Here is a 13592-nt window from a genome sequence, read left to right as displayed (position 1 = left end):
ATATAGAAGGGAAAGCATGACAAGCTAGAAAAAGCTGGAGGTTTAAGGCAGTGAGACGAATCTTGTTCGTTTGCACAGGGAATACCTGTCGGAGTCCGATGGCCGAAAAACTAATGAAGCATCTGTCTGAACAGCATGCACTCGATCTGGACGTTCGTTCTGCGGGTGTTTCTGCTTTTGGCGGTGGGGGAATGTCTTCACACGCCAAAACGGTACTGGAGCGAAAAGGAATCCATCCTCATCCCTTCCAGTCTGCACCGGTGACGGATGAAGATATGCAATGGGCTGAAGTGGTACTGACGATGACCGTGAACCATAAACGAATGCTGGTGCAGCGTTTTGCGGAACATGCAGACAAAATCTACACCTTGAAGGAGTATGCAGCATCAGGTGAAGACCAAGGGTCTGCTGCTCAATCTGAGCTCGATCAGTTGACTTCAGAACTGCAGATGAAGCTGGCATTAGGGGAGAACATTACGGGAGCAGAGAAGCGGCGACTGGCGGAACTGGAAGCCAGGATACCGAATCAGGATGTGCTGGACCCGTTTGGCGGCAATTTCTCTGATTATGAGAGCTGTGCGGTAGATATTGAGGATGCATTGCAGGCGATCATCAGGCGATTGCGATCATCTTAAAGCTTTACAATCCGTCTTTCATCCGGTATGATGAAGGAAATAAAGCGGCTTGATGTAACTGGCGACGAGTGGATACAACCACAATGGAGCATCAAGCGATAACGGCCGGTCGCCTGGGCAAAGAGCGTACGAGCACAACTTGTGTTCGATGCTCTTTTTTTGTTTTCGCGTCCAGCCCGTTAAGGGTATACTGTAGGTATAAAAGGAGGCGTTTCATCAAAATGAAAGCAAAAGTCGCAATCGGATCTGATCATGGAGGATACGCACTGAAAGAAACATTGAAAGCCTTCATCACGGAGAAGCTGGGTTATGAGGTGCTGGATGTGGGCTGTGATTGTCCGGACTCGGTTGATTATCCGGATTATGCGAATGAAGCCTGCAGCAAGGTCATTTCTGAAGACGTGCAGCGAGCCATTCTCGTGTGCGGAACCGGTATTGGCATGAGCATTGCCGCCAACAAGATGCCGGGCATCCGTTGTGCCCTTGTGCATGATACGTTTTCCGCAAAGGCTACCCGTGAACACAATGATACCAATGTACTGGCTCTTGGAGAGCGAGTGATTGGGCCAGGGCTTGCCCAGGATATTGTGGAGTTGTGGCTGACGACGCCATTTTCCGAAGAAGATCGTCATGCTAACCGGATTCGCAAGATCCAGACGATCGAAGATTCATATGCCAATCATCCCTAAGAGGCAAGCGTAAGAGGTGATGAAGATGAATGAACAGTTGGAAGTGACGAATCAGGTTCGCACCATTCTCTCTGAACTTGCGCAGGCATGCGGGCTAACCGCTGGCAAGCTGCTGGTGCTTGGAACGAGCACGAGTGAGGTAGCGGGCAAGCATATCGGTACAGGCGGGGCAATGGAGGTTGCAGAAGCGATTTATAATGGGGTTCGTGACGTGCAGGAGAAGCTGGGCTTCGATCTGGCCGTGCAATGCTGCGAGCATCTTAATCGCGCCCTCGTTGTCGACCGCAAGCTGCTTCAGGTCTATCGTTCAATGGGAGAAGAAGTGGCAGCTGTGCCCGTGCCCAAGGCAGGTGGCTCGATGGGAGCTTACTATTATGGGCAGCTGAAAGCGCCGTGTCTCGTTGAACATATTCAGGCAGATGCTGCGATGGATATCGGAAATACATTGATTGGCATGCATATGAAGCGAGTGGCGGTTCCTTTCCGTCCTTCCATCCGTCAGGTGGGAGGGGCGCATGTCACCGCTGCCTTTGCCAGACCGAAGCTGATCGGCGGGGCCAGAGCGGTCTATGCGCCACTCATGAACCATCAGGCAGACCCGTCTTGTGACTAAGGGAGTAGAAGCTCTGCACCGCTTTCTGGTGCATGTTTATAGAGCGCGCATATACGCTTGACCATCTATCATGAAAATGGGAATCAGGAGGAATGAAAGAAGATGAGTGAACATTTACGCAAGCAGGATGAGCAGGTACTGAACGCAGTGAATTTGGAGCTGAAGCGTCAACAGGACAACATTGAGCTGATTGCATCGGAGAATATTGTCAGTCGCGCGGTGATGGAAACTATGGGCACTGTTTTGACAAACAAGTATGCCGAAGGCTATCCGGGCAAGCGGTTTTATGGTGGCTGTGAGCATGTCGATATCGTGGAGGATCTGGCTAGAGAACGTGCCAAGGAACTGTTCGGTGCAGAGCATGCCAACGTCCAGCCGCATTCCGGCGCACAGGCCAATATGGCTGTTTATCTGGCGACCCTTCAGCCTGGCGATACCGTACTCGGGATGAATCTGGCTCACGGGGGGCATCTGACCCATGGCAGCCCGGTCAACGCATCCGGCTTGCTGTATAATTTCGTTGCTTATGGGGTCAGTGAGGAAGATTTCCGCATCGACTACAATGAAGTGCGCAAGCTCGCTTTCAAACATCGTCCTCGTCTGATCGTGGCAGGGGCAAGCGCGTATCCACGTACGATTGATTTTGAAGTGCTCTCTAAAATTGCCCAAGATGTAGGCGCGCTGTTCATGGTCGATATGGCGCATATCGCAGGTTTGGTCGCAGCTGGAGAGCATCCAAGTCCCGTTCCACACGCGCATTTCGTTACCACGACCACGCACAAAACCCTGAGAGGGCCTCGCGGCGGTATGATTCTCTGTCGCAAGGAATGGGCCGCAGCGATTGACAAGGCCGTATTCCCGGGCAGCCAGGGTGGTCCGTTGATGCACGTCATTGCGTCTAAGGCCGTTGCATTCGGAGAGGCTTTGCAGCCTTCGTTCAAGGAGTACGGTCAAAAAGTGGTTCGCAATGCACAGGCACTGGCGGAAGCACTGGCAGCGGAAGGCATGAATCTCGTTTCCGGCGGAACAGACAACCATCTCATTCTGATTGATCTGCGCGGTATGGATATTACCGGTAAAGTAGCGGAGCATGTACTGGATGAAGTGAAAATTACGGTCAATAAAAATGCCATTCCATTTGACCCGACCAGTCCGTTTGTCACAAGCGGGGTACGGATCGGAACGCCTGCGGTGACGACGCGTGGCATGGACGAAGCTGCCATGAAGGACATTGCCAAGGTCATCGCCATGGTATTGAAGAGTCCGGACAATGAAGCGGTGAAGGAAGAAGCACGCGGTCTTGTGAAGCAATTGACCGACCGCTTCCCACTTTATGAAGATCTGAGCTACTAATTGCATATAGCGGACAGAAGATCCCTTGCATCTTGTTATTAGGATGCAGGGATTTTTTTTATTTTTGACCATACACATACATATAGATTGGAATGCTTCATTTTGATAAGGATAAAGGGCTGCCAACCTTTTTTTCAATAAAGGAGTCTATTACAATAAGGATCTGTTTGATCAGTATCAGATTCCCTATCCGACCGATCAAATGACCTGGCAGGAGGTATTAGAGTTGGCTGCTCGTTTTCCGTCCTCAGCAGATTTGCAAGGTCTGACGATACAGGATATTCCTTATCTGGTGAAAGAAATGATGATGGCTGAGGAAATCGAGGGCTTTAATATGGATACACTGGAGAGTCAAATGAACATACCCCAAATGGAAACGATCCTTGAACGAGTACGGGATGCCTTTCAGTCAGAGACGGTAGCTTTCGTCCAATTCAATGGGGAGGGAAGAGATACGTTTCTACAAGGCAGAAGCGCCATGCATTATGATTATCAATATTATATTCATCAGCAATTGCTGCCGATGGCCAACGAAGAAGCTCCTATCAATTGGGATATTGTCACGTCACCCGTAAATGATCACAATCGAGCGCTCAGTTCCACCTATTTCATATCATCGATCATAGCTATACGTGCGGATACGGAACAGGCGCAGGCTTCTTGGGAATTAGTGAAATGGATGAATAGTGCTTCTGCGATGGATGCCATGTCACAGATTGTGACCTATTCATTTCCGACACGCACGGATATCATACCAAAGGTTGAGGGCAAAAATATCACGGCTCTTTATTCACTAGAACCTAATCTGAACGGTATCGTTGTCGATTACACTCAAGTTTCGGCTGATTTGCAGCAAGGTCTGAATGATGTATTTATACAGGAAGTTATGGCCGTGGTCAGCGGAAAAAAACAAGCGAAGGAGGCGCTGCAAGCCATGGATGAACGAAGTACAGCTCTTATTGCCTCCGACACAGAGACGGCAGAATAAGGACAGCAAGAAATAGGGTTTGCAGAAGGAAATGGGCAAGTCATCCAGTCGGACAAGGGTTGCATGAAGTTGACCCCAACTTGGAACCTTACATATAGACCCTCTCATTAATCTGCGATTGGACTTTCTTGGAAGGCAGGGCCGGCCAGGAAAGAAATCATCGTGATGCGGTGCATGACTTTTGCGTGCATGAGGAAGTTGACAGTGATATAATAGACGAGGTTTAAGTAACAGACAGGAGGACCTAAGCATTTATGGGAAAGCTATATGTATGCGATCATCCCTTAATCCAACATAAATTGACGTATATCCGGGATGAGAACACGAAGACGAAGGATTTCAGACAACTGGTAGACGAAGTGGCCATGCTGATGGCCTATGAGATTACACGCGACCTGCCGCTGGAGAAGGTGAAGGTTCACACACCGGTCATTGAAGCAGAATGCCAGGTCATCTCAGGTCGGATGCTCGGTCTGATTCCGATACTTCGTGCAGGTCTCGGCATGGTGGACGGAATATTGAAGCTGCATCCCACGGCCAAGGTGGGACATGTCGGCTTGTATCGCGATCCTGAAACCTTGCAGCCGGTAGAATATTACGTGAAACTGCCCACAGACGTGTTGGAGCGGGAACTGATTGTCATTGATCCGATGCTGGCAACAGGCGGATCTGCCAACATGGCCATCGATGTATTGAAGAAGAGAGGGTGCCAGCAAATCAAGCTGATGTGTCTGATCGCAGCGCCTGAAGGAGTTAAGGCTGTTCAGGAAGCTCATCCTGATGTAGATATATATGTGGCGGCTGTGGACGATTATTTGAACGATCATGGCTATATTGTACCGGGCCTCGGTGACGCGGGAGACCGCTTGTTCGGGACGAAGTAGTAGGCGTCCAGGTCGTTCAAGCAGTCCAAAAAGCCCAACAAGTGCAAGACAGAAGTCAAGTTTAAGTTTATGCTGCCTTCCTGTTTCTGGCCGCACCAGTGGGTCGGTATGAAGAGAAAGGCTGTCCAGGGAGAGGGGAAACAATGAAGAAACTGAAAGTCATGACGGTGTTTGGGGTTCGGCCGGAAGCGATCAAAATGGCTCCCCTCGTTTTGGAACTGAAGAAGCATCCGGATCTGATTGAGACGCAGGTTTGTGTGACGGCACAGCATCGGGAAATGCTGGACCAGGTGCTGCAATTTTTCTCGATTGCGCCTGATTACGACTTGAATGTGATGAAAGCACAGCAAACCCTGAATGAAATTTCTATTCGGGTATTGACAGGATTGGAGCCTGTTTTGCAAGAAGCAAAGCCGGATATTGTACTTGTGCACGGGGATACCCTGACCACCTTCTTGGCCAGCTATGCTGCTTTTCTCCAGCAGATTCCGGTTGGGCATGTTGAGGCGGGGCTGCGAACCTGGAACAAGCTCTCTCCCTACCCGGAAGAAATGAATCGACAGCTTACCGGCGTGATCGCGGATCTGCATTTTGCGCCGACCGACCGATCTGCGAATAATTTGCGCAAAGAAAACAAACCGGAAGCGTCGATCTATACGACGGGCAACACGGTAACCGATGTGTTCCAGTATACGGTGAAGCAGGATTATGCACATCCCGTTCTGGACCAGGTACAAGGAAAAAGGATGATCCTGATGACTGCCCATCGCCGGGAGTCGCAGGGAGAGCCACATCGCCAGATTTTCAGGGCGGTGAAACGTCTGGTTGAAGAATTCGAGGACATTGCCGTCGTTTATCCGGTTCATCCGAGTCCGGCTGTCAAGGAACCGGCCTATGAGCTGCTGGGCGGACATCCCCGTATTCATTTGATCGATCCGGTCGATGTCGTGGACCTTCATAATTTTTATACACACGCTCATATGATTCTGACCGACTCGGGAGGACTGCAGGAAGAAGCACCTTCCTTTGGCATTCCGGTGCTGGTACTCAGAGATACAACTGAACGTCCGGAAGGAATCGATGCCGGAACGCTGAAGCTGGTGGGCACAGAGGAAGAAGCGGTATACAGCTGGAGCCGCAAGCTGCTGACTGAGCCTGAGCTGTATCGCCAGATGAGCGAATCTGCCAATCCATACGGGGATGGCAAGGCATCTGAGCGAATCGTACAAGCCATCCTTCATCACTTCGGCTATCGGGAGGAACGTCCGCTAGCCTTTGTTCCCGGAGAGGAAACGAAGCCGTAATAAATGGAACCGTACAGTTGAACTGTATGGTTCCAAACGTCCGGATCGCCTGTCATTCCTGTCGTCCGACCCAGTCGTTCACTAAATGTTTGAATTTTCGTCAATTGACAAACGCCAATTTGCTTCGTTAAAATAGTGAAGAATTCCCCGCAAGTTGATAGGAAATAAGCGAGGGGGGAGTCGACCGTGGAGAAGCCCAATAATCGAAAAACAACCCCGATGAAAGCCATCGGATACGTCAGCGCGATCAGCGCTGATCTTCTTGTGTGCATGGCAGCGGGGTATGTGGGCGGAAGATACATAAGCAGTTGGCTCAATCAGCAGATTTGGACTGCACTTGGCACCATTGCGGGACTGCTGCTGGGTATTGTCAGTGTCATCATCCTGATTATTCGATTTCTGAGGGACAATCCATGAATGAATTTTCTTTTGCTTTACGTAAAATCACAGCGTTTTCATTGATTCTGCTATCCCTATGCCTGATTTGGTGGGTGCTGGATGTAACACATCGACCTTTTGCCGCAGGTTTGGCGCTCGGATTTTTGAGCGGATATGTGAACCTGAGCTATCTAGGTATGAAGATCAAGCAGATGACAGAACTGGTCTTAACGTCTGCAAACCGCAGGTTCAATCTCGGGTTCCTGACGAGAGCATCACTGGCAGCAATTGCCGTAATGGCTGCATATAAATTCGAGCAAATCGATTTGGTGGCGACGCTGATCGGTTTTCTGCTCATGCCCTTGGCAACACTCGGGGTCATTGCAATCGCGCATCGCCGTCGCAAGGAGAAAGATTCTCGCTTGGAAAGGGGTGAAAAATGAACCATGCATCATCTGCCAATTATTCATCTAGGGCCTATACCGATTGATCTATCTATTGTGATTATGTCTGTCGTAACATGTATCATTGTCCTGCTTATCGCACTGCTTGCCGTACGCAACCTGTCCGTAACCAATCCGGGAAAAATGCAAAACTTCATGGAATGGGTGATTGAGTTTGTACATGGCATTATTGCCAGTTCGATGAGTTTGAAAAAGGGGAGAGCCTTTTTAAGTCTCGGCTTGACATTGATCATGTTTATTTTTGTGTCTAACATGTTAGGTCTTCCATTCTCGATCGTGACGGAGCATCACGAACCTGCCAAGATTTTCGGTCAGGAGTATGTCAGTGATTCGACGCTTGCTGAAGCGATGGAATCCGAGAAGGAAAAAGCAGAGAAGAAGGGTGACACCTTCGTGGAGGAAAACTTCCACGGTGTGCACGTCGTCTGGTGGAAATCACCAACGGCTGACGCTGCGGTCACGATGGGCCTTGCACTGATGGTCGTCCTGCTAACTCACTTCATGGGCTTGACCAAAAATACCAAGTATTATCTCAAGCACTATTTTGAACCTTACCCGGTTTTCTTCCCGCTTAATCTGATCAAGGAAGTAGCGAAGCTACTGACTCTTGGAATGCGTTTGTTCGGGAATATCTTTGCCGGTGAAGTTATGATCTCCACTATTTTGCTGGGCGGATGGTTTACGCTACCGCTGCTGGCGGTATGGCAAGGCTTCAGTATTTTCGTAGGGGCCATTCAGGCGTTTATCTTTACGGTACTGACGATGGTATACATGTCTCAGCAAATCGAACATGATCACTAATCTCGAAATGAAACACTTGGGCATCTTTACCCACTGGGTAAATTCCAATATAAATCAATTTGAAAACTCTAAGGGAGGATATTATTCATGGAATTTCTAGCTGCAGCAATTGCAATCGGTCTTGGCGCACTAGGCGCTGGTATTGGTAATGGTTTGATCGTATCGAAAACAGTTGAGGGGATCGCTCGTCAACCAGAATTGAAGTCCGCACTTCAAACGACAATGTTTATCGGGGTAGCGCTTGTCGAGGCGATTCCAATTATCGGGGTTGTATTCGGTATCCTTTTCTACCTTGGCTAATACGACGGGAAGACATGGCGGGGAAGGCCTATGCCATCCACGCCTTCCTTTTTGCAAGGCTTGATTCAGGCTTGAAGGTGCAGCTTGCAAAGCGGCATCCAGGATCATAAACGGAACCTGTCACGAGAATGACAGGCTCATGCATAGACGTATGTGGGCAATGCCCTATTTATCGCTCGGAAAGGAGTGACCTCTAGTGGAGTTCGTATGGACCAATACCGTGATTGCTTTAATCTCGTTTCTGATCTTGTACTTTCTGCTTAGCAAATATGCTTTCGGACCGTTGTTCGGCATTATGGAAAAACGCCGGGAGCATGTACTGAATGAAATGCAAAATGCGGAACAAAGCCGCAAGGATGCTGAGCAGTTTCTGGTAGAACAGAAGCAGGCGGTTGAAGCAGCACGCAAAGAAGCGTATGAAATTATTGAGCAATCTCGCAAAACGAGCGCAAAGCAAGCGGATGACATGATCCAGAGTGCAAAAGCGGAAGCGGCGAGATTGAAGGAAGAAGCATTGAAAGAAATCGAAAGTGAGAAGAACAAGGCGGTTTCCGCACTTCGCAGCCAAGTGAGTGCGATGTCCGTCATGATTGCTTCTAAAATTATCGAAAAGCAAGTGGATGAGAAAACACAACAGGAACTGATTGACAAATACCTGAATGAGGTAGGAGGCAATCTATGAGCAGTGTAGTTATTGGCAAGCGATATGCTAAGGCTCTCTTCGAGGCTGCGAAAGAAAAGCAGGCTGTGGAGAAAGTTGGAGCTGAGCTGGCTCAACTTGCACAGTTGCTTCAGAGCCATAAGCCCCTGAGAGATTTTGTTGAACATCCAGGTGTTGACCAGGAAGCAAAGCTGAATGTGCTCAAGCAGGCGGCAGACCCTCTGTCTGAGCTGATGCTGAACGCACTGCAGCTTATTTTGGATAAAGGCAGGGAGTCGGTTATTCCTGCCATGAACAAAGCGTACGAAGACATTGCGGATGAAGCTTTGGGACGGGCTTTGGCGATCGTTTATTCACCGGTTGCCTTGTCTGATGCAGAAGCATCCAAAGTATCTGAGCAATTCGGTGCGCGAACCGGAAAATCCATTCGCGTTGAAAATGTGGTAGATCCGAGTTTGCTGGGCGGTATCAAAGTAAAGATCGGTGATCGCCTGTATGACGGCAGCTTGTCCGGAAAGCTGAAGGATCTGCAAAAAACTTTGGCGTAAAGCAAATGTAGATAGGGGTGAGGTTCATTGAGTATCAGACCTGAAGAAATCAGTACGCTGATTAAACAGCAAATTGAAAATTACCAAACTGACATGCAAGTGTCAGATGTAGGTACGGTAATCCAAATCGGGGACGGAATCGCTCGTGCACATGGTTTGGAAAACGTCATGGCTGGTGAGTTGCTTGAATTCGCCAACGGAGTCATGGGTATGGCATTGAACCTGGAAGAAGATAACGTTGGTATCGTTATCCTCGGTCCATATAAAGATATTCGCGAAGGCGATCAGGTAAAACGTACAGGGCGCATCATGGAAGTACCAGTTGGAGAAGCAATGCTGGGACGCGTTGTCAATCCGCTTGGACATCCAGTAGATGGAAAAGGCGCGATCGAGACGACGGAATATCGTCCGGTTGAAAGTGCGGCTCCTGGTGTTATTGACCGTAAATCTGTACATGAGCCGCTCCAGACGGGGATTAAAGCAATCGATGCCATGATCCCGGTTGGTCGTGGACAGCGTGAGTTGATTATCGGGGACCGTCAAACAGGTAAAACGTCGATTGCCATCGATACAATCTTGAATCAAAAAGGCAACGGCATGATCTGTATCTATGTGGCAATCGGTCAAAAGCAGTCTACCGTTGCACAAGTAACGGAAACGTTGCGTAAGCATGGCGCGATGGACTACACCATTGTGGTAACAGCGAGTGCATCCGAGCCAGCTCCGCTTCAATTCCTGGCTCCATATGCAGGTTGTGCAATGGGTGAGTACTTCATGTACAAAGGCCAGCACGTACTGGTTGTCTATGATGACCTGTCCAAGCAGGCGAATGCCTATCGTGAGCTTTCCTTGCTCCTGAAGCGTCCACCAGGACGTGAAGCATTCCCGGGGGATGTGTTCTATCTTCACTCCCGTTTGCTGGAGAGAGCTGCGAAACTTAGCGACAAGCTGGGTGGAGGCTCCCTGACGGCTCTTCCATTCATTGAAACTCAGGCGAGTGACGTCTCTGCCTATATTCCAACGAACGTCATTTCGATTACCGATGGACAGATCTTCCTGGAGTCTGACTTGTTCTACTCCGGTCAGCGTCCGGCCGTTAACGTCGGGATTTCCGTATCCCGTGTCGGTGGTGCTGCACAGATCAAGGCCATGAAAAAAGTAGCCGGTACGCTTCGTCTTGACCTGGCTTCCTATCGTGAGCTTGCTGCGTTTGCCCAGTTCGGATCTGATCTGGACAAGGCGACTCAGGCGCGCTTGAATCGGGGTGCGAGAACGGTTGAGATCCTGAAGCAAGGGGTTAACCAGCCGATGCCGGTTGAGAAGCAGGTTGTTTCCATCTATAGTGCGATCAAGGGCTTCCTCGATGAGATTCCAATTGCGGATGTTCAGCGTTTCGAGAAAGAATTCCTGGCGTTTATGGATTCCAGCCATGCCGAAGTACTGCAAAGCATTGCAGAAACAAAAGAAATTACGGCTGACAATGAAAAAGCATTGATCGCTGCAATTGAAACGTTCAAGAAAAGCTTCGCTGTATCCAGCTAATCAGGGTCGAAGCCCCTTTTTTGAACGACAGGGATGATACATGGGAGCCTGCTCATAGCAGGCTCGATATTTGCTATAGACGAACGTTCATATAAACAATTCTGACCCGAAGGTGGTGAGAACGAGTATGGCAAAAGGTATGCGCGAAATAAAGCGACAGATCAAGAGTATCCAGAATACGAAGCAGATCACGAAAGCGATGGAGATGGTCGCAGCGTCCAAGCTGAGAAAATCTCAGGAGGCGGCTGAGGCTTCCAGACCGTACGCGGATAAAATTCGCGAGGTGATTGCAAGTATTGCAGCTTCCAGTTCGGATGTGAAGCATCCGATGCTGCAAACGCGTGAAATCAAGAAAACCGGGTATCTGATCATTACGTCAGATCGCGGCTTGGCAGGCGGATACAATGCGAACGTGCTTCGCAAGCTGATGACGACGATTCAGGAGCGGCATCAGTCTGCGGATGAGTATGCAATTTTCGTCGTGGGCCGTAAGGGAAGAGATTTCATGAAGCGTCGCAATATTGCGATTCTGGAGCAAGTAACCGGATTGCCGGATTCCCCTACATTTGCCGATATCAAATCGGTGGCTCGTACAGCGGTGCAGAGCTTTGAGGAAGGCAAATTCGATCAGCTGTATTTGCTCTATAATGAATTTGTCAATCCGTTAACCCAAATTCCAGTGGAAAAGAAAATTTTGCCACTGGGCGAAGTGGAATCGGATCAGGGCAATCTGTCCAACTATGAATATGAGCCATCTGCCGAAGCGGTATTGGATGATTTGCTGCCGAAATATGCAGAGACGCTCATTTACAGTGCGGTACTGGAAGGAAAAGCAAGTGAGTTCGGCGCGCGTATGACGGCGATGGGGAATGCAACCAAAAATGCATCTGAGATGATCTCTTCATTGACGTTAGTGTATAACCGTGCTCGTCAGGCTTCGATTACACAAGAAATTACCGAGATTGTGGCGGGTGCCAACGCTCAAGGGTAATGATAGAGGAACTCTTTAAGGAGGGAAAACGATGAATAAAGGGCGCGTTCTGAGTGTAATGGGACCTGTAGTCGACATTGAGTTTGACCGTGGTCAGTTACCAGAAATCCTAAATGCTATTAAAATCGAAAAAGCAGCGTCGGAAAATGAGCCCGCGATCAGTTTGACGCTGGAAGTGGCCGTTCATCTGGGTGACAATGTTGCTCGTTGTATCGCCATGTCCTCTACCGACGGACTGGTTCGCGGTACAGAATCATTAGATACAGGGGCTCCAATCTCCGTACCAGTTGGAGATGGCGTACTCGGCCGTATCTTCAGCGTATTGGGTGAGCCGATTGATGAAGCAGGAGAAGTGGCTTACGAGAAGAGACTGCCAATTCACAGATCTGCTCCTTCTTTCGAGCAATTGTCTACCAGTGCGGAAATTCTGGAGACAGGAATCAAAGTTATCGACCTTCTGGCACCGTATGCCAAGGGTGGTAAAATCGGTCTCTTCGGTGGTGCGGGTGTAGGGAAAACCGTATTGATCCAGGAACTGATTAACAACATCGCGCAAGAGCACGGCGGTATCTCTGTATTTGCAGGGGTTGGTGAGCGTACGCGTGAAGGGAATGACCTTTATCATGAGATGAAGGATTCCGGCGTTATCAACAAAACCGCGATGATTTTCGGACAGATGAATGAGCCGCCAGGCGCACGTTTGCGTGTTGCACTTACGGGCTTGACCATGGCCGAATATTATCGCGATGAAGAAAATAAAGACGTGTTGTTGTTCGTTGACAACATCTTCCGTTTCACCCAGGCAGGTTCCGAGGTGTCCGCACTTCTGGGCCGCATGCCTTCTGCGGTAGGTTACCAGCCGACGCTGGCGACCGAAATGGGTCAGTTGCAAGAACGGATTACTTCAACCAAAGAAGGTTCCGTTACGTCCATTCAGGCGATCTATGTACCAGCGGATGACTATACGGATCCGGCTCCGGCTACGACGTTTGCTCACTTGGATGCTACAACCAACCTGGAGCGTAAGATTTCCGAGAAAGGGATTTATCCTGCGGTAGATCCGCTTGCTTCCTCCTCTCGTATTCTGGCTCCGGACGTAGTAGGTGAGGAGCATTATGAAACAGCACAAAGCGTACAGCGTATTCTGCAGCGCTACAAGGAGCTTCAGGATATTATCGCCATCCTCGGTATGGACGAATTGTCTGATGAGGACAAATTGACTGTATCTCGCGCTCGTAAGATTGAGCGTTTTCTGTCTCAGCCGTTCCACGTTGCTGAGCAGTTCACAGGATTCCCAGGAAAATACGTACCGGTTCAGGAGACTGTACGCAGCTTCAAGGAAATTCTGGAGGGCAAGCACGATGATCTTCCAGAAGGTGCGTTTATGTTCGTAGGTACCATCGAAGAAGCAAGAGAAAAAGCGAAAAACATGTAATTTCTC

Annotated in this window: 15 protein-coding genes, 1 pseudogene and 1 riboswitch; all 16 genes and pseudogenes read left to right on the top strand. The window is 49.3% G+C overall.

Annotated elements, in window-relative coordinates; all coding sequences use genetic code 11:
• Positions 1–50 precede the first annotated feature (50 nt).
• The 16 genes and pseudogenes from ACFSUC_RS10730 (at position 51) to atpD (ending at position 13586) form a co-directional block, all read left to right on the top strand.
• Positions 51–635 carry a low molecular weight protein arginine phosphatase gene (locus ACFSUC_RS10730; RefSeq protein WP_379929581.1) on the top strand — a complete coding sequence of 195 codons (585 nt, stop codon included), beginning with the start codon at positions 51–53 and terminating at the stop codon, positions 633–635.
• 44 nt (positions 636–679) lie between these two features.
• A riboswitch (ZMP/ZTP riboswitch) is annotated at positions 680–761 on the top strand.
• 95 nt (positions 762–856) lie between these two features.
• Complete coding sequence (gene rpiB, locus ACFSUC_RS10725; protein WP_379929580.1) at positions 857–1324, top strand: ribose 5-phosphate isomerase B; 468 nt, start codon at positions 857–859, stop codon at positions 1322–1324.
• Between the two features lie 25 nt (positions 1325–1349).
• The gene (locus ACFSUC_RS10720; protein ID WP_379929578.1) at positions 1350–1937 is read left to right on the top strand and encodes a TIGR01440 family protein; all 588 of its coding nucleotides are present in this window, start codon (positions 1350–1352) and stop codon (positions 1935–1937) included.
• A gap of 102 nt (positions 1938–2039) precedes the next feature.
• The gene (locus tag ACFSUC_RS10715) at positions 2040–3290 is read left to right on the top strand and encodes a serine hydroxymethyltransferase (protein ID WP_379929576.1); all 1251 of its coding nucleotides are present in this window, start codon (positions 2040–2042) and stop codon (positions 3288–3290) included.
• Positions 3291–3444: 154 nt separating this feature from the next.
• Positions 3445–4278, top strand: a pseudogene (locus ACFSUC_RS10710) (extracellular solute-binding protein); the annotation flags it as partial.
• Positions 4279–4532: 254 nt separating this feature from the next.
• Positions 4533–5162, top strand: a complete 630-nt coding sequence (gene upp, locus ACFSUC_RS10705) for a uracil phosphoribosyltransferase (RefSeq protein ID WP_379929575.1) — start codon at positions 4533–4535, stop codon at positions 5160–5162.
• Between the two features lie 143 nt (positions 5163–5305).
• Complete coding sequence (gene wecB / locus ACFSUC_RS10700; RefSeq protein WP_379929573.1) at positions 5306–6466, top strand: non-hydrolyzing UDP-N-acetylglucosamine 2-epimerase; 1161 nt, start codon at positions 5306–5308, stop codon at positions 6464–6466.
• Positions 6467–6652: 186 nt separating this feature from the next.
• Positions 6653–6883 (top strand): AtpZ/AtpI family protein, encoded by a 231-nt coding sequence (locus ACFSUC_RS10695; protein WP_379929571.1) that lies wholly within the window; start codon positions 6653–6655, stop codon positions 6881–6883.
• Positions 6880–7287 (top strand): ATP synthase subunit I, encoded by a 408-nt coding sequence (locus ACFSUC_RS10690; protein WP_379929570.1) that lies wholly within the window; start codon positions 6880–6882, stop codon positions 7285–7287. Before ACFSUC_RS10695 ends, ACFSUC_RS10690 begins: the two co-directional genes overlap by 4 nt.
• A 3-nt stretch (positions 7288–7290) precedes the next feature.
• Entirely contained in the window at positions 7291–8109 is an 819-nt protein-coding gene (gene atpB / locus ACFSUC_RS10685; RefSeq protein ID WP_379929569.1) for a F0F1 ATP synthase subunit A, read from the top strand.
• Positions 8110–8196: 87 nt separating this feature from the next.
• A complete protein-coding gene (gene atpE, locus ACFSUC_RS10680) occupies positions 8197–8409 on the top strand; it encodes a F0F1 ATP synthase subunit C (RefSeq protein ID WP_379929568.1) in 213 nt (70 codons plus the stop codon).
• A gap of 196 nt (positions 8410–8605) precedes the next feature.
• Positions 8606–9091, top strand: coding sequence for a F0F1 ATP synthase subunit B (gene atpF / locus ACFSUC_RS10675; RefSeq protein ID WP_379929567.1), 486 nt, complete (start codon positions 8606–8608; stop codon positions 9089–9091).
• A complete protein-coding gene (locus ACFSUC_RS10670) occupies positions 9088–9618 on the top strand; it encodes a F0F1 ATP synthase subunit delta (RefSeq protein ID WP_379929566.1) in 531 nt (176 codons plus the stop codon). Before atpF ends, ACFSUC_RS10670 begins: the two co-directional genes overlap by 4 nt.
• A gap of 27 nt (positions 9619–9645) precedes the next feature.
• Positions 9646–11160 carry a F0F1 ATP synthase subunit alpha gene (atpA, locus tag ACFSUC_RS10665; RefSeq protein ID WP_379929564.1) on the top strand — a complete coding sequence of 505 codons (1515 nt, stop codon included), beginning with the start codon at positions 9646–9648 and terminating at the stop codon, positions 11158–11160.
• Positions 11161–11287: 127 nt separating this feature from the next.
• Positions 11288–12151 carry an ATP synthase F1 subunit gamma gene (atpG, locus tag ACFSUC_RS10660; RefSeq protein ID WP_379929563.1) on the top strand — a complete coding sequence of 288 codons (864 nt, stop codon included), beginning with the start codon at positions 11288–11290 and terminating at the stop codon, positions 12149–12151.
• 31 nt (positions 12152–12182) lie between these two features.
• The gene (gene atpD, locus ACFSUC_RS10655) at positions 12183–13586 is read left to right on the top strand and encodes a F0F1 ATP synthase subunit beta (protein ID WP_379929562.1); all 1404 of its coding nucleotides are present in this window, start codon (positions 12183–12185) and stop codon (positions 13584–13586) included.
• Positions 13587–13592: the final 6 nt, after the last annotated feature.

Origin of the sequence: Marinicrinis sediminis (assembly GCF_042685085.1) — a bacterium.
Taxonomy (GTDB): Bacteria; Bacillota; Bacilli; order Paenibacillales; family KCTC-33676; genus Marinicrinis; species Marinicrinis sediminis.
This window is presented reverse-complemented; position numbering and strand designations above follow the sequence as displayed.

Bases quoted from the DNA above. Each gene is read 5' to 3' on its own strand.
- ACFSUC_RS10690 (WP_379929570.1), top strand. From the start codon at position 6,880: ATGAATGAATTTTCTTTTGCTTTACGTAAAATCACAGCGTTTTCATTG.
- atpD (WP_379929562.1), top strand. From the start codon at position 12,183: ATGAATAAAGGGCGCGTTCTGAGTGTAATGGGACCTGTAGTCGACATT.
- atpE (WP_379929568.1), top strand. From the start codon at position 8,197: ATGGAATTTCTAGCTGCAGCAATTGCAATCGGTCTTGGCGCACTAGGC.
- ACFSUC_RS10720 (WP_379929578.1), top strand. From the start codon at position 1,350: ATGAATGAACAGTTGGAAGTGACGAATCAGGTTCGCACCATTCTCTCT.
- wecB (WP_379929573.1), top strand. From the start codon at position 5,306: ATGAAGAAACTGAAAGTCATGACGGTGTTTGGGGTTCGGCCGGAAGCG.
- atpB (WP_379929569.1), top strand. From the start codon at position 7,291: ATGCATCATCTGCCAATTATTCATCTAGGGCCTATACCGATTGATCTA.
- rpiB (WP_379929580.1), top strand. From the start codon at position 857: ATGAAAGCAAAAGTCGCAATCGGATCTGATCATGGAGGATACGCACTG.
- ACFSUC_RS10670 (WP_379929566.1), top strand. From the start codon at position 9,088: ATGAGCAGTGTAGTTATTGGCAAGCGATATGCTAAGGCTCTCTTCGAG.
- upp (WP_379929575.1), top strand. From the start codon at position 4,533: ATGGGAAAGCTATATGTATGCGATCATCCCTTAATCCAACATAAATTG.
- ACFSUC_RS10715 (WP_379929576.1), top strand. From the start codon at position 2,040: ATGAGTGAACATTTACGCAAGCAGGATGAGCAGGTACTGAACGCAGTG.
- atpG (WP_379929563.1), top strand. From the start codon at position 11,288: ATGGCAAAAGGTATGCGCGAAATAAAGCGACAGATCAAGAGTATCCAG.